This is a genomic window from Pseudomonas sp. LBUM1671, from assembly GCF_059695685.1.
Map to the genome: position 1 here is coordinate 677,006 of NZ_CP166782.1, position 19,515 is coordinate 696,520.

General features: G+C 58.4%; 11 protein-coding genes. 2 read left to right on the forward strand and 9 right to left on the reverse strand.

Annotated features, from left to right (window positions below; genetic code table 11):
- Window positions 1–18 precede the first annotated feature (18 nt).
- Window positions 19–7,113, forward strand: a complete 7,095-nt coding sequence (locus ACA060_RS02995; RefSeq protein ID WP_497315336.1) for a TcdA/TcdB pore-forming domain-containing protein — start codon at window positions 19–21, stop codon at window positions 7,111–7,113.
- A 90-nt stretch (window positions 7,114–7,203) separates the two neighbouring features.
- Here ACA060_RS02995 and ACA060_RS03000 read toward each other — a convergent pair whose 3' ends face one another.
- On the reverse strand, window positions 7,204–7,848 hold the full coding sequence (locus ACA060_RS03000; RefSeq protein WP_497315338.1) for a hypothetical protein: 645 nt from the start codon (window positions 7,846–7,848) through the stop codon (window positions 7,204–7,206).
- Window positions 7,849–8,108: 260 nt separating this feature from the next.
- On the opposite strand from ACA060_RS03000, the gene ACA060_RS03005 reads away from it, so the two are divergent.
- Window positions 8,109–8,936 (forward strand): hypothetical protein, encoded by an 828-nt coding sequence (locus tag ACA060_RS03005; RefSeq protein WP_497315340.1) that lies wholly within the window; start codon window positions 8,109–8,111, stop codon window positions 8,934–8,936.
- 167 nt (window positions 8,937–9,103) lie between these two features.
- On the opposite strand, the gene ACA060_RS03010 is transcribed toward ACA060_RS03005, so the two are convergent.
- The 8 genes from ACA060_RS03010 to prmA all read right to left on the reverse strand — a co-directional run bounded on the left by ACA060_RS03010 (window position 9,104) and on the right by prmA (window position 19,426).
- Entirely contained in the window at window positions 9,104–9,700 is a 597-nt protein-coding gene (locus tag ACA060_RS03010; protein WP_007937197.1) for a MarC family protein, read from the reverse strand.
- 64 nt (window positions 9,701–9,764) lie between these two features.
- A complete protein-coding gene (locus ACA060_RS03015; protein WP_497315342.1) occupies window positions 9,765–12,542 on the reverse strand; it encodes a hybrid sensor histidine kinase/response regulator in 2,778 nt (925 codons plus the stop codon).
- Between the two features lie 99 nt (window positions 12,543–12,641).
- The gene (gene purD, locus ACA060_RS03020; protein ID WP_109627779.1) at window positions 12,642–13,937 is read right to left on the reverse strand and encodes a phosphoribosylamine--glycine ligase; all 1,296 of its coding nucleotides are present in this window, start codon (window positions 13,935–13,937) and stop codon (window positions 12,642–12,644) included.
- A gap of 154 nt (window positions 13,938–14,091) precedes the next feature.
- Window positions 14,092–15,699, reverse strand: coding sequence for a bifunctional phosphoribosylaminoimidazolecarboxamide formyltransferase/IMP cyclohydrolase (purH, locus tag ACA060_RS03025; RefSeq protein WP_497315344.1), 1,608 nt, complete (start codon window positions 15,697–15,699; stop codon window positions 14,092–14,094).
- 81 nt (window positions 15,700–15,780) lie between these two features.
- Complete coding sequence (gene fis / locus ACA060_RS03030) at window positions 15,781–16,101, reverse strand: DNA-binding transcriptional regulator Fis (protein ID WP_007907419.1); 321 nt, start codon at window positions 16,099–16,101, stop codon at window positions 15,781–15,783.
- The gene (dusB, locus tag ACA060_RS03035) at window positions 16,098–17,108 is read right to left on the reverse strand and encodes a tRNA dihydrouridine synthase DusB (protein WP_010463890.1); all 1,011 of its coding nucleotides are present in this window, start codon (window positions 17,106–17,108) and stop codon (window positions 16,098–16,100) included. The genes fis and dusB overlap by 4 nt, the downstream gene beginning before the upstream one ends.
- 185 nt (window positions 17,109–17,293) lie before the next feature.
- The gene (locus ACA060_RS03040) at window positions 17,294–18,517 is read right to left on the reverse strand and encodes a DUF3426 domain-containing protein (RefSeq protein WP_497315346.1); all 1,224 of its coding nucleotides are present in this window, start codon (window positions 18,515–18,517) and stop codon (window positions 17,294–17,296) included.
- Between the two features lie 30 nt (window positions 18,518–18,547).
- Window positions 18,548–19,426: a 50S ribosomal protein L11 methyltransferase gene (prmA, locus tag ACA060_RS03045; protein WP_497315348.1), complete on the reverse strand. Its 879-nt coding sequence runs from the start codon at window positions 19,424–19,426 to the stop codon at window positions 18,548–18,550.
- Window positions 19,427–19,515 lie beyond the last annotated feature (89 nt).

Genomic DNA, 19,515 nt, shown 5'->3' on the forward strand with positions numbered 1-19,515 from the left:
TTACAGGGAAGTCTCTTTATGGGTGAGCAAGCAGCTCGTCACGTGCACGGCTACGTCAATTTTATTGATCTGTTTAAACTGTCCGAGCTTGAACAGGCGTTACAGAAACATAAAGGTACAGACGAATACGACGCGGTATTTCGATACTACTTCGCTTGTATCGCGGTACTCGATTTTCCGAGGATGCTGACCCCATTGGGTTTGCTGCGCGAAGCCCTCGGATCTTTTGTTGAACCCGGGCGCCGACGTCGACGCGCCGCGGAAATGGAACGGCCAACGGCACAGCCAGGCGACGTTGTTCCGGGTCTGGCCGAGATCCGAAACAGGGTCGAAGGCTTTCAGGAACGCCTGTCCAGCAGCGTTGTACAGCTGAGTGCCGCGGCTATCGAAGTGCCGAAAAATCTACACTTCGTCTGGCTTGGCGGTGGCATCGGCGCTATCCAGCGCGACTACATCAATGTCTGGAACAAGGTGCTGGCCGGGCAGGGCTATACCGTCAAACTCTGGTACGACAACGACGCCTTACTGGCCTATGAGACCAACCGGATCATTGTCGAGGCCGCCAAGGCCGATGCGATGGTTAATGGCGGGCATGGCAGCGAATCGTATCTTGATCTTGTTGATAAGTATGAGGAACGGGCGATTGTTCTCAAACAACAAATGTTCACCCATATCAACAAAGCGGTAGAGCGCGGTGTTAGCGCTGATGAGGCGCGAATTGATCTTCTGGTCCGTGGGTATGGCCAGAATGAAACGACCTTGAAAGCGTTGTGGGAAAAGAATCGCCAGAGTCTCTCGGCCATGGGCGAGGCCGGCGTGGAACTCCGTGATCTTGCAGCCAATGAAACACCGTTGCACATGCAGGCCATTTACCAACGGGAAATCAGTCTGCGAGGCAACTTTGCCGCGGCCTCCGATGTGGTGCGCATTGAGGCCTTGATGGCCGAAGGCGGAAGCTATGCGGATGTCGATAACCTGCCACCGCTTCTTGAGAAGCTGGGTGATGTGGATATCAGTCAATTCGGCACTGATGCGCGCCTGGGCATAATGCAGTTGTTGCTGGATAAAAACCCGCAATGGATGCCGGGTCGTGAGGCATCAAGAAGCAAGTACACCGATTACTTTGGGCGCATTCCTGTCGAACATCGCCCGGCGCTGGAGCGTTTCGCTAAAAGTCGCCCACAGTTGAATAATGTCTTTCGCACGCCTTCAGAACGCCTTGTTCGTCCGGATGGACTGCGAGCGGTTGCCGAGCGGAGCAGCCTGAGTAATGCGTTTCTCATGGCTCATCCCGGATCGACAATGTTGAGTGCCGTGATCGACCGCTACAAACTCAACTATGAGATTGTCGACGCTACGGCCCGCTTGGCCATCGAGAACCAGATCGCGTTGATCGATGCCGAGACCATGAGTGGTTTTGCACGGGAGGTGGTTGAGAGAACATTTGGCCCGCTGGATGTTCTTTCGCCGGAAGAAGAACTCGCCCTCACTTTTTTGATTCAAGCCGCAGCGACTTACTACAGTGACGGCATTCGCCCCCAAAGCGAAGTGACCATCTATCTGACCGGGCCCGCCGCGATGCGTGATGCGCTCGGGGATTACGCCAAACTGCACTTCACCCCTCGTGCCGCGGTTGCCTGGCGTGCGGACGTGGCTATTGACTCCACCGCCACGGTGAACCTTGCCACCGAGGAGGAGCAGGATCACTCCTGGAAAGAAAACGAAAGTGACACCGTCGAATGGCTCAAGAACGAAAAAAAACGTTGGGAGGCCGGACAATTCAAAGCGCGTTACGTAGGTAAAGTGGATCAGTTGTTAAAGAGTCAGACGATCCATTTCGACCAAGGCTGGCCAATCATCGAGGGTCGACATGTGTTGTCGACCGAGTTGCTGCAATCCCTGGCGCACCACCTTGGCGAACCCTTTTGGCAAGCGATGAGTCGGCGGACCACGGGTGAGGTGACGTTCGACAAGCCGTTGCCGCTGGGTTTTGACGAGCGTCAATCCATCCTTGCGCAGGAGATCGCGCTACCGCCGTCGTTGGTCGGTGAGCCGGCCACCGGGGATTTGCCTCTGGATGAGTTGCTTCACCGCATTGGCCGAGGGACTTTGCAGGTTAAGCAGCTTGACCCCCGGCAACGGTTACTGATCGGCTCGATACTGGGGGCGCGAGCCATGGATCAACGCAGCTTTGATCAGGTTCGCGCACGGCTGGAGAACCTTGCCAACCACGTGTCTGAACTGGGCGTGTCACACCGTTACGGAGCCATTGAGCGGGAGCTGTTCAAAGAAAATCCCCCAACGTTCGTTGCCGGTCTGGCCAGTGCCTCGATTCCCACTGTCGCGTTGTCCGAGACCAGTATCGAGCTGAAGAAACAGGCGTTGGAGCAATCTCTGACCTTGCGGCAGTGGGGGCGCCAGGTCGCCCGGATTCAGCAGGTGGCAAAACTCGAATTCCGCGACCGCATCAGCGAGCGCATGACCGACGTGTTGGAAAGCTTCGATCAAGGCAGCTTCAAGCTGGTGCCACAGGACTTGTTGCTGATGGGCGCCGGTGACCGGATCGCCGGGCGTTGCTACCCATTGGCATTGGCCATGGCGGCGGCGATCAGCAAGGGGCGCGATGCGGGCAACATTCTTCGTGAGCGGTTTTACCTGGCGGTCATTGAACCCGAGAGCCGCGATTCGAATGCATTCGTCAGTACGCTCGAAGAGCTTCGCGATGTCGACGTGCATGAGCTCGGCGGGCCGGTGGTGCGCTCCGATCTGGCACAGGTGATCACGGCGCTTGAAAGGAAAACCGGCAGCGGCACGTTGATGCTCAACTCGGATAACCACTCGATGCTGCTGGCTAAAAGTTTCGTAGGCGAGCGCAGTACCTATCATTTCTATGATCCGAATTTTGGCGTTTTCGAGTTCGATACTGCTCAAGCGCTCAGCGCAGCGTTGACCCATTTTTTCGTTCATCAAGAAATGGCAGGGCCTTACGCTGCTTACGGCGAGCCAGCTCGTCCGACCTTTGATTTGATTGAACTCGACGCCGCTCGACTCAATGCAAAGGTACTGTCATCGGGTGTCCGAGTGTCGAGTCTTTCCGACTCGGGCAGCCTGCCAGAACAAGCGCCCCGGACAAGGCAGCGACTGGCCAGCGCGCGAGGGCAGTCGCTGGTCAATAACGGGGTGCTGGGCAGTTCGTTACTGGAACTGGACGCCCACTGGTGGGGCGGACAGATCGCGCAGGCAACACGCCAGTTGCAGGAGCAACACGGACTGTCGTCGGGTGCCGTTGCGTTGTTCGAGACATTGGAGATCACTCCGGCAGGCGAGTACAAAATCAGTCTGGTCGATACCGATCCAGCGCAGACCCTTGTGCATGTCACCACCGAGGATCCGCGGTTCCTGAGGATCAAGAACTACCTCTCGGACACCTTCCATGCGTTGGCAGCGCAACCGCATGAGACGGTCGGCTCGCCTGACCCCACGGACGCCGGTAGCATCCATACGCTCAATGCCGGTTTCACCGTGCAAGCCTTGATGAACGCACTGCGCCATCATGAAGGCGCGGCCAGCGGTGGTGACAAGGCCCTGACCACTGCCATTCGCTTGCATGCCTACGTCAACTACGCCCAGCTGGTACACGGCAACGTAGTGGATGTGATTGGTGTGGTGACACTGGTGCGTCAGGCACTGGACGATGAAAAGCTGATCGCCCGCACCAGTGCGCCGTTGGTACAAAAGGCGTTGGGTCATGTGGCCAATGAAGGCGTCGGTACGGTGTTGGGGATGGTGAATGTCGGGTTTGATATTTACCAGTTGAGCCATGCCACTAATGACATTGAAAAGGCGCAGTTCGGGACGCAACTGGCGTTCGACTCCGCAAGCGTCGTGTTGGGTGCCGCCGGGCTGGGTGCGGCATTGGCGGGCGCGGGTACTGTGTCTGCGGTGTTGGGCGGTGTCGGGGTGATTCTGGGTGGGTTGGCGGTGGGCGTCGCTGCGCTGGCCGAAGGGTTTGCCACCATTGCCGGGGAAGCCAAAGAGGTTGCCCTGTTTTTTGAGGGGCTGGAAAGGGCTTATCTACAGGGCGGTTATCGTCTGGACACAGTCTCGAATGCCTGGATTGCGCATCCCCTGCTGGTCTTCGCCGATCTTGATCTGCGCGCATCGACAGTCCGTTTTGACAGCCCGAAACTGTTCCCGCTTCGCGACCATTTAGGGGTTCCGGATTTCGATGTGGATTACAACCGCGCCATCGATATTCGTGTCGGCCTTGGCTTACCCGACTCGGCGTCTTTTTCACCGCGGCCTGGGCAGCCGATCGTTTTGCCCGGCACTCCAAAAACCTGGTACGGCTATGAGTACAAGCTGCTGCCGTTTGTCACGTTCCGTCATGCCGGCGGCTTCGATACGGCACGTCGGCTGGAGAAAAAGAATGATCAGGGACACTGGCAGTTTCTGTTTTCGTTCTACTCGTTTCCCGGCGAGTACGTGGTCAACCGGCTGAACCCTGTCTACAAACCCACGGTGTTCAAGGTTCGTCTCGACAACATCAAACGCTCGCTGGTCGTGCCGGCTCTGCCGAAGTCATGGCACGGCCTGATTTCCTACCGGATAGAAGGGGCCGGTGCCCACTGTTCCGTGCTGCTCAATCCCGGGGTGAACGTTGAGCTCAACGCGCCCGGTCACGTAGCCATGCGCTGGGTACTGCAGGCTCCCTGGTTGGCGGAGTCAGACATTCTGGTAGCCCCTGAGGGTAGCCTCGTTTCGGCTACGTTGGGTGTGAAGTTCACCGGTAGCGGCGTTCACGAGGTGTTGCTCAAGCTTGCGGGGAACACAATCATGCGCGTTGATCTTGTTGCGCTGAAACTGGAGGTGGTCGAAGTAGAGGCCGATCCGCAGCTCGGGGAGCAAGCGTTGCTGGATCACTTCAAGTCATTGGCCCGTGAACATCGACTGGCGATGCCTTATACCCCCGTTCACAACTTTGTGGTGCCATTTGAAAAGCCGGACGAACCGAGGACGGTGGCCGCGTATTACGACTCGGCTCAGGACCGTTTTCTGTATATCCGTGACCCGAATGTCCTGTTGGCCGATGAGGCAGTGCTGGGAGCCGTGGTCAACGGCTCGGCCTATTTCTATCACCCCGACGGTTTCGATGTCTGGCAGGTCGACGCGATCACCGGCACGCTGGTTCAACGCTATCGTTTGCTTGTCAGAGAGGGTTTGAACATTGTCCGCTGTGAGGCTGTGGCCAGCGGCGGCATTCAGGTTGTTCAGCAGTCCACTCCAAACGACGGCCGGCACGATGAGCTGACCTTCCTTATCCATGAGCGTGCAGTGATACTCGGCTCGATCACTCTCGGTCAGGATCCTGCTTTGCAGGCTGCTTTGGAGGCCGACACGCTGACGGACTGGACGCAGGTACTGGGCAATTATGTGTTGCCGGCCAATTCCATCGATACCGTGAATTGGCGCCCCGGTGCGCTGGTTTCGATTTGTTGGCAGTTGGAAGACAAACAGCGTGATCTGGTCTGGGTCCGCGATGTTGACGGGTTGATCATCCGTGCAGCTGCCCGGCGTCACCATGCGCGGGGATGGAAGGATTCGATCAAGGCCCTGAACTCTCTTTTGCTGATAGCTCCCTCAGGTGCCGAGGGCGAAGTGTTCGTGACTTATGACAAGGACATTAACAGCCTTGTGCGACAGCAAAGGTCGATGGTCGAAGGGCTTGTGCAATGGTCTTCCAGAGAAATTTCACCCGCGGGACTGAAAAATGTTGTCGCCGTTGAGCACGGGCATCTCGCCCTGACCGATTCCGGCCTGTTCTTCAATATGACGCCGGACGGGTCTCTGCGCCTGGGCGGACTGAGCGAAACCTGGTTCGAGGATCGAACCCGGTGGTGGTCCGACCTGCCAGCGGTGTCGACGCAGTACCCGGTGTCGAGTTTCGCCCTCGTTGGGTTGACCAACTTTACTGGGGACGCCGGTTTGTGCGCCTGGTACCTGGAGGATCGGCTGTTGCTCGCGGATCTTGGCCATGGCAAAGAAGTGCGGTTGCTGAGTATCGCCCCAGACAATCAGGCCGCTTGGTTGTTCGATCTTTCTACGGGAAAGATTTTCAGCCAGCGCTTTATCGATACGAAACACTTGAACGCTGCATTCGGCCAGGGCACCAGGCTTTTGCAACCGCAGGCATTGCCCGCCCCGGTGCAGGAGTGGGCGCCCAGGGTCTTTTCCGACGTGAAGCCGGAGGGCGCGGGCCTGAGGGCAACGACGCTTGATGGTATCGAAGTGGATTTACAGCACAACCAACCGGTGCAGATGACGGGTGTGGACAGCCGCTGGGTCACGACACTGGAAGGCCCATTGAGTGGGGCGTTGGCGGCGCTGGCGAACGAACATCGATGCGCCGATTTCCTGTCCGTCAAAGACCCTGAGAGCCTTCAATGGTATGTGGTCCGGACCGGGCGATTGATCCGGATTCCGAAAGCCGCCATTACGGCGCAATACACGCTGGTGGGCACCCGGAATCAAACCAGTGTGATGCTGCACGAAAGCGAGGATGGTCTTTTGCACACCTATCCGCAGAATAGCTCGGTCGGGCCGCTCGACTATGTCCAGCGAAATGCCGAAGTGCTGGTGGTCGAGGGACCGAAGACTGCCAACGACCTTCTGCCGTTGATTGCCGATGATGTCAGCATCCTGGTGCTCAAAATGGGGCAAGGGGCAACGACCAGCCGGTTGACCCGAGCGGCCTGGATGAAACTTGAATCGGTCATCGTCGATTGTCGTTATCCGCTTGAGCGTCCACCCTTGATTCCGGGGAAACTGATTCTGGACGCCTCAGTCATGGATCAGCTATGGGTCAGCCTGGTTGAAGAACATTTGGTGATGAACGGCCTGGACAGCGGGCACAGCCTGATCTTTCGCGGCGTTTACTCAAAGGATGTCGGGCTGCGTGGTGATGTGTTCCTTACGCTCAATGGCTATCGATCGTGTGCGGTTTCGCAAATAGTGACTGAGTTGCTCAAGCAAAAGGGCGCTGCCGGCAGTGCAACGTTAACGGAGCTGATGTCGAATTATCAGCTCGAGGTGATCGCGGAACCGGCTAATTAGGATGTTAGCGTTCCCTGGCTGATTACTTGAGTAAAAACGCCCCTTCCGGGGCGTTTTTGTTTCCGCTGCGTAACAGCGTTTTCCGGTCGATTATGGCTGCCTGCGCAAAGCAAATCGATTCATGATCTGGTCGCGGAGTTTAGTCGCCATGAGTGGCCTTTTCGTGTCGAGTACATGTCTATTCAGTTTAAGAAACGCACTCTGCTGCACGAGCTTTGCTGACTGATTCTCCCAAGGCCAAAACATAAAACTGTTTCGTTCGGCATCGGCAACCAGCTCAAGATTAAAAATGGCCAAATGAAGATTCCCACTTGAATCGTATCGGGATGGAGCCACCTGGAAACGCCGCCCTTTAAGGCTTTCGTTATCCAGTGAGAGCACGGCGGGCTTATCCGACTTCAATGCATCCAGGGTGTCAATCATGGCATTGCCCTGCCTGGGATTTATGGTTCGCGCGCTTTGCACCAGAAATTCGGCAATGCTCCCGGAAACAGTAGCGCGAGTGCGTGTCGTGATGGCGCCTTCGTGGAGCGACCAGCCCAAAAACATCAAGGTGCGTACATATTCTTCCAGCCAGACTTGTGAGTTGCCGAAGCGATTGTAAGCAAGGTCGGCCGACCTTGTTGAAAGCCGTGTGCAGTCTGTTAAATCATCAAGGTCTTGCAGGGATAGTTCGCCGATGCACGAGATAAGATTGTGGTGTGTCAGCACTCCGGCGGGTGTTTGATTGTGCATAAGTCACTCTTGGTAAATGGGGTTGGTTTAAAATGTGTGAGTGTGGTGTGTCGCTTATGCAGATTACAGTGGGCTAGGTAAAATAGTGTCAGGAATGTGCGCTGAATATGTTTCTCGGATTTGATTTTATTTATTTTTCGGTGGGCTGGTTGTCGTTGTACATATGTGGAATTCAAATTCGGTTTGTTAGGGGGGGAGCGCTGCGCTAAATTCTAACGGTGCCCTTGAGGGCTCTATAAACCACGAAAGGAATAATGAATATGGATATTATGGAAAGTACTATTAGCATTGAAGAAAGTACTGCTTTAGTAAGGGCGCGCATTAGTAAGCGCCAGATAGTGCAGCCAGCGGTCCGCCGCGTAAAACGCCTTGCGGTAAGTGCCTCTGTCGATAGTCCAACCAAAGAGCTTGATGCAGTGGTTTTGGCTGAAACACTCGTGGGCTATGGCGCAAATATTTCTCTTGAGAACATGGCGATTATTGAGAGTCTGATCAAGTTCGCAAAGCTGGAGGCAAGCTACGAAGTTCCATCTGGTGAACCAAAAGGCTGGTATCTGGCTTTCCTGCAGTGCATGGACGAAGCCGGTTGTTTAGTCGCTGACTCTGGGTATACCTCTTATAAGAAGAGTACCGCTCAATTAACAATGGATAACATTGTTACCGATATCGTCAGGGCGGGTGTTGATGCTGCAAAAGCGGCGATTCCTGGTGTCTCAGCACTGGGCGTAATTGCTGACACTGCATTGGATGCGCTGAAAAAAGAGCCTGAAGCAATCAAATTGTTTAGCAGTGAAGTTGTTAAAAAGGAAGGTGTCAGGCTGGCGGTAATGCCCTGTGACCAACTGGAAAGCGGTATTATTATTACTTCGTTGACGTCGATTGATTGCGTCGATCAAAGTGACAAAAAAGACCCTGTATTTTTTAACTGGGAAACTTCAGGTGTGGAGATTTTCCGTGGCAGCTCCTACATGACCTTTAATCCACTTCGTTACTCGGCAATCAAGAAGGAACTGGAAGAATACCTCGGGCAGCATTACAAGGCGGCGCTGAGCAAAAGGTTTCAACGACGCAAGAATTCAATCAGTTAAGTAAATTCGGCCAACGGTGTAATGCCATTGACCTCTTTTTAGCGTGCAGGGAAGACAGCGGTGCTGTGGTGAGTGGAACGGCGCCCTGTTCAATGTACCGAAATCGATTTCTCACAATCGATTCGCAAAGCCAGGCCGAGGGTTTTTAACCTTCGGCCTGGCTTCATTCAGGGAACCAGATAGCCCTTGACCCCGGTAAAGATGATCTGCGCCGCGAGTGCGCAGACAAACAAACCCATCAACCGGCTGACGATCTGCAAGCCTTGGTCACCGAGAATCCGCTCGATCCGGTTCGACAGATACAGCACCACGCCAACCGTGAAACTGGCGAGGGCAATACTGAGAATTGCCGTGAGCTTGTCGTCCCAATGCGGCTGACTGACGCCCATCACCAGCAAGGCACCGATGGTGCCGGGGCCGACGGTCAGGGGGATGGTCAGCGGGACGATGGTAACGTCCTGCTGCACATTGTCGGTCTGCACCGCCGACTTGCCTTGGGCCATACCCAGCGCCGAGATAAACAGCACGCTGCCGGCGCCAATGCGGAACGCGTCCACGGTGATGCCGAAGACGCTGAAAATCACCCGTCCGAACAGGTATAGCAAGACGCTGGACACCAGTGTGGCGGTGGCCACTTTCCAGGCGAGTCGACGCTGTTCCTTGCGTGAATAACCGCGGGTCAGACTGATGAAGCAGGACAACACGAAGAACGGGCTATAGAGCACCAGCATCTTCAGGTAAACGCTGAACAACACATGGAGCATGGTGCAGGCTCACAGTCTGGGGAAGTCGAGGGGGAGTCTATCAGGCGTTGCGTGGGCTGTCGGCTCAAGAGGTAGGCGCCGTCGCCCGATTCTGCTGGTCACGTTGTGCAACCCAATGCTCGATCAGGTCACGCAACTGCGAAAGCTCGACCGGTTTGGCCATGTGCCCGTCCATGCCGGCCTGGCGCGCGCGCTCTTTGTGCTCGGCAAGGATGTGTGCGGTCAATGCCACCACCGGGGTGCGAATCCGCTGATTGCCGACTTCCCAGGCACGTAACTGCTGGGTGGCAGAGAAGCCATCGAGGATCGGCATTTCACAGTCCATCAGGACCAGGTCGTAACGCTGGGCTTTCATCGCTTGCAAGGCTTCTTCACCATTGCTGGCGGTGTCGGGTTGCAGGTTGAGCTTGCCGAGCATGCCGCGAATCACCTTGGTCGAGATGTTGTTGTCCTCGGCGACCAGGATACGGAAATCACTCGGGACCTTGACCGGAAGTGTCGGGCCTGTGGGCAGGTGCGGCGAGACGGCCGGGCCCTTGTTGCGTTGGTTCAGCTCGTCGGCCAGGGTGGTCTTGAGGGTGTAGCCGGCCACCGGTTTGGCGAGGATGCGCTTGATCCCGGAATTGCGCGCGATGATCTTGCTCGGCGCGTTGCTGATGCCGGTGAGCATGATCAGCAGGATGTCGTGGTTCAGGCTCGGGTCTTCCTTGATCTTGGCCGCCAGTTGCATGCCGGTCATGCCGGGCATGTTCTGGTCCAGCAGGACCACGTCGAAATAGTCACGCAGGTGAGCCTTGGTGCGCAGCAGCGCCAAAGCCTCTTTGCCGGATGGCACGGCGCTGACGTTCAGGCCCCAGGCGCTGCACTGTTGCACCAGCACTTTGCGGCAGGTGTCGTTATCGTCCACCACCAGCACCCGCGCACCTTGCAGCGGCCCATCGAGGTCGGAGGTCGGGTGTTCGAGACGATCAGGGTCCAGGGGCAGGGTCAGCCACAAGGTGCTGCCCTGGTTGGCGCCGCTCTTGATACCGAACTCCCCTTGCATCAAGCGGATCAACTGACGGGCAATCACCAGCCCCAGATTGCCGCCCAGGCTGGTCGCCGAGAGGAAGTGTTTGCTGTGCAGTTCGGCGTGCATCAGGGCGTCGCGTTCTTCGGCCTCCATCGGCACGCCGCTGTCCTGCACGGCGATGCGCAGGCGCGGTTTGGCGCTGCGTTCGTCGAGGGCGACGACGATCAGGATTTCGCCCTCGTCGGTTTTTTTCAGGGCGTTTTCCAGCAGGCTCAGCAAGGTCTGGCGCAGGCGCGTCGGGTCACCGCTGATGACACGCGGCACTTGCGGCTGGATGAAGCTGATCAGCTCGACGTTCTGCTGTTCGGCCTTGGCGCGGAAGATGCTCAGGCAGTCTTCGATCAAGGCGTTGAGATCGAACTGCACATCGTCCAGTTCGATCTGCCCGGACTCGAGCTTGGAGATGTCGAGAATCTCGTTGATCAGGGTCAGCAGTTCATTGCCGGCGCTGTGGATGGTCTGCACGTAGTCACGCTGCTTGACCGACAGTGGCGTGCCCAACAACAGCTCGGTCATGCCCAGCACGCCGTTCATCGGGGTGCGGATTTCGTGGCTGATTTTCGCCAGGAATTCGGCCTTGGCGTTGATCTCGGCATTGCTGGCCGCCAGGTCGCGGCTGACACTGAAGCGGTCTTCGGTGATGCTGCGTTGACGTTCGCCCAGCGCAATGCTCATCAACAGGCCACTGATGCAGATGAACGCCAGCAGCGTCATGATCAAGCCTTGAGGCGCGACCAGGGTCAGCCCCAACAGCGCCGGCAGGATGATCAGCGTGCCGATGTTGAACACCACCATCGCCGCCACGAACAGGCGCGCCGGGCGATAGCCTTTTTGCCAATGATAGGCGCCGACGAACAACATGCTCAGGCCCGCCAGGGCGACCAGGGCATAGGTAATGATGTTCAGCGGCAGCGTGTTGACGAACAACAGCAGCAAGCCGCAGACCACGATGAACAGAATGTCGCCCAGCAACAGCTTGTTCAGCGGGTGCGAGCCGAGCGGGGCGAAGAAACGATAGGCGAACATCAGGCCGCACGGCGCCGTCATCAGCAAGGCGAGATACGCGCCGGGCGTCTGCACCGCGTGCCAGTTGGGTAGCCAGGGCCCTGCCAGATTCAGCAACAGCAACAGGCTGAGCATCAACAAGGCTTCGCATCCGGCCAGCCAGAGGCTGCTGCGCGAGCGGGTGTAGGCATAGCGGACGAGGTTGTGCAGGATCAGCATGCCGATACAACCGAACAGCAGGCCGTAGATCAGCATCTGGTTCTGATTGGCCGCGGTCATGATCGCCGATTGCAGGGTGATATACGGCCGCAACTGGTGATCGGACACCAGCCGCAGGTAGACGTCGAGGGGTTTGTCGCTTTGCGGCAGCGGCAACATGAAATCGCTGCTGGGCAGGGGGCGGTCAGCTTGGGGCTGCCCGGTGCCAGTGTTCAATTGATCGATCAGCGTGTCGCCATCGAGCACATACAGATTGAGCCGCGACAGGTCGGGGGCGAACACTCGCAGCAATTGCTCGTGCTTGCCGGGCGCCAACCTGAAACGCAGCCACAAGGCACCTTCAGGCTCGGCTGCGGTGAGGCGGTCGAGTTCGATGGGGCTGAATTGATTGGTATAGCGAGATGAGCGGATGTCGCTCAGCTGCAGGTCGCCCTGTTCGTCAAGCAATACCGCCCAGCCACTGCCTTGCGCGGCCTGGGCCGGGAGCATGCAGAGCAAGGTCAACAGCGTGACTGTGAAACCTATGGCAATCCTGAGCCAGCGCACGGCGAAATCCCTTCGTAGGTTGATGCCAGATTATTACTATGCGCGGCGCCGGAACAGTCCGGCAAGGGCCTGAAGCCCAAGCCCTGCCGAACGGATCGCTTATTCCTGATTTTCGCCGCGCTCACGGGCAATGGCACGGTAGCCAATGTCCTTGCGATAGAAACAGCCTTCCCAATCAATCTTTGCCGCCAGTTTGTAAGCCTGCTGCTGTGCCGCATCAACGCTGGCACCCATGGCGGTTGCGCAAAGCACCCGTCCACCGGCCGTTACTACGTTACCGTCCTTGAGCGCCGTGCCGGCGTGGAAGACTTTGCCTTCCAGTGCCGCGGCTGCATCCAGACCGTTGATGGCAACGCCTTTAGCGTAGTCGCCAGGATAACCGCCCGCAGCCAACACAATGCCGACGCTCGGACGTGGATCCCATTGCGCCTCGACCTTGTCCAGGGCTTGCGCCAGGGCCGCTTCGACCAGCAACACCAGGCTCGACTGCAAACGCAGCATCACCGGCTGGGTCTCAGGATCACCGAAACGGCAGTTGAACTCGATAACTTTTGGGTTACCAGCCTTGTCGATCATCAGGCCGGCATACAGGAAACCGGTGTAGACATTGCCTTCATCGGCCATGCCGCGCACGGTCGGCCAGATCACCAGGTCCATGACCCGTTGATGGACGTCAGCGGTGACCACCGGGGCAGGGGAGTAAGCGCCCATGCCGCCGGTGTTCGGACCGGTGTCGCCGTCGCCGACGCGTTTGTGGTCCTGGCTGGTGGCCATCGGCAGCACGTTCTTGCCGTCGACCATGACGATGAAGCTGGCTTCTTCGCCGTCGAGGAACTCTTCAATCACCACGCGCGAACCGGCGTCGCCGAACGCATTGCCCGCGAGCATGTCGCGCACGGCGTCTTCGGCTTCGGCCAGGGTCATGGCAACGATCACGCCTTTACCGGCGGCCAGGCCGTCGGCCTTGATCACGATCGGTGCGCCTTTTTCACGCAGATAAGCCAGGGCCGGCTCGATCTCGGTGAAGTTCTGGTAGTCGGCGGTCGGGATCTTGTGGCGCGCCAGGAAATCCTTGGTGAAGGCTTTCGAACCTTCCAGCTGGGCAGCGCCGGCCGTCGGACCGAAGCAATCCAGGCCACGGGAGCGGAACAGATCGACGACGCCTGCGACCAGCGGCACTTCCGGACCGACGATGGTCAGGGAAACGTTCTTCTCGGCAAAATCTGCCAGCTGCTCAAGGGCCAGCACGTCGATAGCGACGTTCTCGCACTTGGCTTCAATGGCGGTGCCGGCGTTGCCCGGGGCAACGAACACTTTCTGCACACGCGGATCCTGAGCCACTTTCCAGGCCAGTGCGTGTTCACGGCCACCGCTGCCAATGATCAAAACATTCATTTCAAAAACCTCGGATGACGCTAATTCTGTTGAGCGCCGCAGGGACGCTTTTCTGTGGGAGCTGGCCTGCCGGCGATGCAAACAACTCGGTTTATCAGCTAAGCCGAGGGGATGCTATCGCTGGCAGGCCAGCTCCCACAGTTGATCGTCGTACTTAGTGACGGAAGTGGCGCATGCCGGTGAAGACCATGGCGATGCCGGCTTCATCAGCCGCTGCAATCACTTCAGCGTCACGCATCGAGCCGCCTGGCTGGATTACTGCGGTAATGCCAACCTTGGCCGCGTTGTCCAGGCCGTCGCGGAACGGGAAGAACGCATCGGAGGCCATCACCGAGCCTGCCACCTGCAAACCGGCGTGTTCAGCCTTGATCGCGGCGATACGCGCAGAGTTCACACGGCTCATCTGGCCAGCGCCGACGCCGATGGTCTGACGGTTCTTGGCGTAGACAATGGCGTTGGATTTAACGTACTTGGCGACTTTCCAGGCGAAGATCAGGTCGTTGATTTCCTGTTCGGTCGGCGCTCGTTTGGTCACGACTTTCAGGTCTTCGCTGCCGATCATGCCGATGTCGCGGCTCTGTACCAGCAAGCCGCCGTTGACGCGCTTGTAGTCCCAGGCAGCGGCGCGATCCGCCGACCATTCGCCGCAGGCCAGCAGGCGCACGTTGGCTTTGGCGGCCACAATGGCGCGGGCTTCTTCGCTCACGGACGGGGCGATGATCACTTCGACGAACTGACGCTCGACGATGGCCTTGGCGGTTTCAGCATCCAGTTCGCGGTTGAACGCGATGATGCCGCCGAATGCCGATTCAGTGTCGGTGGCATAAGCCAGTTCGTAAGCCTGACGAATGCCGCCTTCGGCGTCCGGGCTGACCGCAACGCCGCACGGGTTGGCGTGCTTGACGATCACGCAAGCCGGTTTGACGAAGCTTTTCACGCATTCCAGCGCGGCGTCGGTGTCGGCCACGTTGTTGTACGACAGTTCTTTGCCTTGCAGTTGGGTCGCGGTGGCGATGCCGACTTCGGCAGGCTTGGCTTCAACGTAGAACGCCGCGCTCTGGTGCGGGTTCTCGCCGTAGCGCATTTCCTGGGCCTTGACGAACTGGCTGTTGAAGGTGCGCGGGAACTCGCTGCGACCTTCAGTGCTGAGGGTCTCGGCAGCCTGGTTCACGGTGCCCATGTAGTTGGCGATCATGCCGTCGTAGGCGGCGGTGTGTTCGAAGGCCTTGAGCATCAGGTCGAAACGCTGAGTGTAGGTCAGGCCGCCGGCCTTCAGGCTTTCCAGCACGCTGGCGTAGTCGCTGGCGTTGACCACGATGGCCACATCTTTATGGTTTTTTGCGGCCGAACGGACCATGGTCGGGCCGCCGATGTCGATGTTTTCGATAGCGGTCGGCAGGTCGCAGCCTGGCTTGTTGATGGTGGCTTCGAACGGGTACAGGTTGACCGCAACCAGATCGATCGGCTTGATGCCGTGCTCGTTCATGATAGCGTCATCGATACCGCGACGACCGAGGATCCCGCCGTGGATTTTCGGGTGCAGGGTTTTCACCCGACCGTCCATCATTTCTGCGAAACCGGTGTAATCCGCGACTTCCACTGCGGCAACACCGTTGTCGCGCAGCAGCTTGAACGTTCCGCCGGTGGAGAGGATCTCGACGCCCAGGGCTTCAAGCTCTTTGGCGAATTCGAGGATCCCGGTCTTGTCGGAAACGCTGATCAAGGCGCGGCGGATCGGCAGGCGGGTAGTCTGGTCGGTCATTTCAATTTCCATCAAAAGCAAAGGAGTCAGCAAAAAAGGCGACCGTTTTTACGCGGGCGCCTTTCTGGTTTGATTGAATGCTTACAGCAAATCGTACTGCTTGAGTTTCTTGCGCAGCGTGCCTCGGTTCAGCCCGAGCAGCTCGCTGGCCTTGGTCTGGTTGCCCTTGACGTAGTTCATCACGCACTCGAGCAGGGGCGCCTCGACTTCGGAGAGCACCAGGTTGTACACATCCGTGACGGCAGCGCCCTCAAGGTGGGCGAAATAATTGTGCAGCGCCTTCTCGACACTCCCGCGAAGGGTCTGACCTTCTTCGCTCGGCGTATTGAGGTGCTGTTTCAAATTCACGTTGTCGCTCACGGGTGTTGTTCCACTCACTAAAGTCTCGGTCATCATCGTCATGCGGCCACCCCTTCTCCGTCCCCTGTCAGGCTCTTGTAACGTTCGGCGAAGAAGCCCTGAACGTTGGCGCATTGTGCTTCCGTATCTTCCAAACGATTGAAGTGGGCGCGAAACTCCCTGGCGCCCGGCAAGGTTGCGAGATACCAGCCCACATGCTTTCGAGCGATACGGACGCCCATGACGTCTCCATAGAAGACGTGCAGCGCAGCCAGATGCTCTAGCAGAATGCGTTCCACCTCGATCAATTCCAGCGCCGGGAGTTTTTCGCCGGTACGCAGGAAGTGATCGATCTCACGAAAAATCCACGGCCGCCCCTGAGCGGCCCGGCCTACCAGCAGGCCATCGGCACCGGTCGCGTCGAGCACGTACCGGGCCTTCTCAGGGGAATCGATGTCGCCGTTGGCGAAGACCGGCATCGACACCGCCTGCTTGATCGCAGCGATGGTGTCGTACTCGGCTTCACCGGTGTACAGGTCGGCTCGGGTACGGCCATGGACCGCCAACGCCGTAATGCCCGCCTGCTCGGCGATCTTCGCCACCGTCAAACCATTCTTGTTGTCCCGGTCCCAGCCGGTACGGATCTTCAAGGTAACCGGCACATCGACTGCGGCCACTACGGCCTGCAGGATCTCGGTCACCAATGCTTCATCCTTCAACAGTGCGGACCCGGCGGCCTTGTTGCAGACCTTCTTCGCCGGACAGCCCATGTTGATGTCAATAATCTGTGCGCCCAGTTCAACGTTGGCCCGGGCCGCATCCGCCAGCATCTGTGCATCACCCCCGGCGATCTGGACCGAGCGCGGCTCGGGATCACCTTCGTGGATCATGCGCATCCGCGATTTGCGGGTGTTCCACAAACTCATGTCGCTGGTAACCATTTCCGAGACTACAAGCCCTGCGCCCAGTCGCTTGCACAGCTGACGAAAGGGCTGGTCGGTGACTCCCGCCATGGGGGCGAGAATCAAACCGTTGTGCAATGTATATGGACCGATGCGTACCGCCGACATAGGACTTCCCTGTTGTGGGGCCGGATCATGAGAGTTCGAAAAAGGGTTGGCATGATACCCGCTCTCGATGACTGGATAAAGGCTGAATTGAACAAAATCTGAACAGTAATTCTGTTATCGCCAGCGGTTTGGTATGAGCGGTCAAAGTCAGAAATATGCCGTCAACGCTGTAACACTGAACCGTTTCACTCGGGCGAATGGAAGCTCAGGCTGTAATTCACCGCTTTGGCGCCTGGATCGAGGATATCCAGTGCGATGTGGATCGGCGTCTGCGGCGGCATCTCCGCCATGCCTTCGAGATCGCCGTTGAGGTACTCGCCGGGCTTGAAGCGACGACTGGCGATCAGGTGGCCGTTAAGGTCGGCGAAGCGCAGTTCCAGCAGCGGAAAAGGCTGGGAGAAGGGCGCACGGTTGTAGATGATCGCATCGACCACCAGCGCACCGTTGAATTCAGGGTGACTGCGAACCACCAGGTTGCTGCTTTTGATTTTCGCGATGTCGACTTTCGATGGCACCGTGCAGCCGACCTGCGGGCACAGTTGCTGGAACCATGGACGGTATTGGTCCTGGCGCGCCAGTTCGTCGAAGTGGTACGCGACGTATTGGCCGGCGAGTGCGGCGGCACCGAGCAGCACCAGCAGCAGCCAGAAAAGCCGCCGTCCCCAAGGGGAGCGACGTCTTTGCCAGTCCAGTTGCAGCGGATCGTCGGTCAGGTCATGCAAGGCGTCGGCACGTTCGGTCGCCTCGCTGCGTTCGTGTCGCTTGCGCAAGGGGGCAATCGGGGGCAGGTCGTCGTCAGGTGCATCGGTTGCCGACAGACGATCATGGCGCAGGGGCATGTCCAGCGGATCATTCAGGCGTAGTTGCGGCACCTGGGGCTCGTCGTCCAGATCAACCGGTTCCAGCGAGAATGAAGGTTCGGTGCGCGAGGGCTTGACCGGATCTGGCTGCGTTTCCCGTGGGTCGGCTTCGACCGCCTGGGCGCGATCGGCTGCCGATTCGCTGAAGAGGCTGTCGGACCAGGGTTCATCCTCATCCTCGTGCTCGGCGGAGTCGCGGCGAGCGCTGATGCCGTTTTCGCGGTGCCGGCCGAATTCCGTGGTCGGCTGGATTTCCCGCTGTTCGAGCCGGGCGAGTTCTTCGTCCAGGTCCAGGCTGTCCAGATCCAGTTCAGTGGCGGACCACTGCTTTTGGCTGATGGCGCGCGGGGCCGGCGGTTCGACAATGGCCGGGGCAACCGGTGTGACGGCTTCGTTGCCGCCCCGTTGCTCAAGCAACTGCTTGGCGGCGTTGAACACCTGCAAGCAGGAGCCGCAACGAACCACTCCACGGGCCACGCTCAATTGAGCATGGCTGACGCGGAAGCTGGTTTGGCAATGCGGGCACTGGGTGACGAAGCTGTCGGTCATGCGGCGATCCGGTTTATGCAGGCGCTCATTCTAGCGCCGACGGCCAGTGATGCGCACCCAGCCATCGCGATTGGCGATCGGGTCCAGATCGAAGTCTTGAGCATAGGCTTTGGCGACGTCTTCACCTTGCTCGGCGAGGATGCCCGACAACGCCAGACGACCACCGGGTTTGACCAGACTGGACAATTGCGGCGCCAGGGAAACCAGCGGGCCGGCAAGAATGTTGGCCACCAGCACGTCGGCTTTAACCTGCGGCAGATCTTCCGGCAGATACAGCGGGAAGAGTGCGTCGGCGATGTTGTTGCGCCCGGCGTTGTCGCGGGAGGCTTCCAGCGCCTGCACGTCGATGTCGGTGCCGACCGCTTCCTTGGCCCCCAGCAGCAGGGCGGCAATCGCCAGAATCCCCGAGCCGCAACCGAAGTCGAGCACATTGCAGCCTTTGAGGTCCTGACCGTCGAGCCATTCCAGGCACAGCGCGGTGGTCGGGTGCGTGCCGGTGCCGAACGCCAGGCCCGGGTCCAGCAGAATGTTCACGGCGTCGGGTTCAGGGGCAGCGTGCCAGCTTGGAACGATCCACAGGCGTTGACCGAAGCGCATTGGCTGGAAATCGTCCATCCAGCTGCGCTCCCAGTCCTGGTCTTCGATCACTTCGCTGTGATGCTCGGGCAGCGGGCTGCCGGTCAGCAGCTCAAGGTGGGCCAGCACGCTGGTGGCTTCGGTGCCACCTTCGAACAGGGCCAGCAGGTGCGTGTGCGACCACAGCGGCGTGGTGTTGAGTTCAGGTTCGAAGATCGGCTGGTCTTCGGCGTCCATGAAGGTCACCGACACGGCGCCCACTTCAAGGAAAGCGTCTTCGTAGGTTTCGGCTTGTTCTGGGCTGATGGCGAGACGGACTTGCAGCCAAGGCATGGCGGGCACCTTTGAAAAATATTGATTGCAGCCTAGCGGGCTGCGAGAAGCGCGCAAGTTTACGCGAGCGGGGAGGGTTTGTGGGAGTG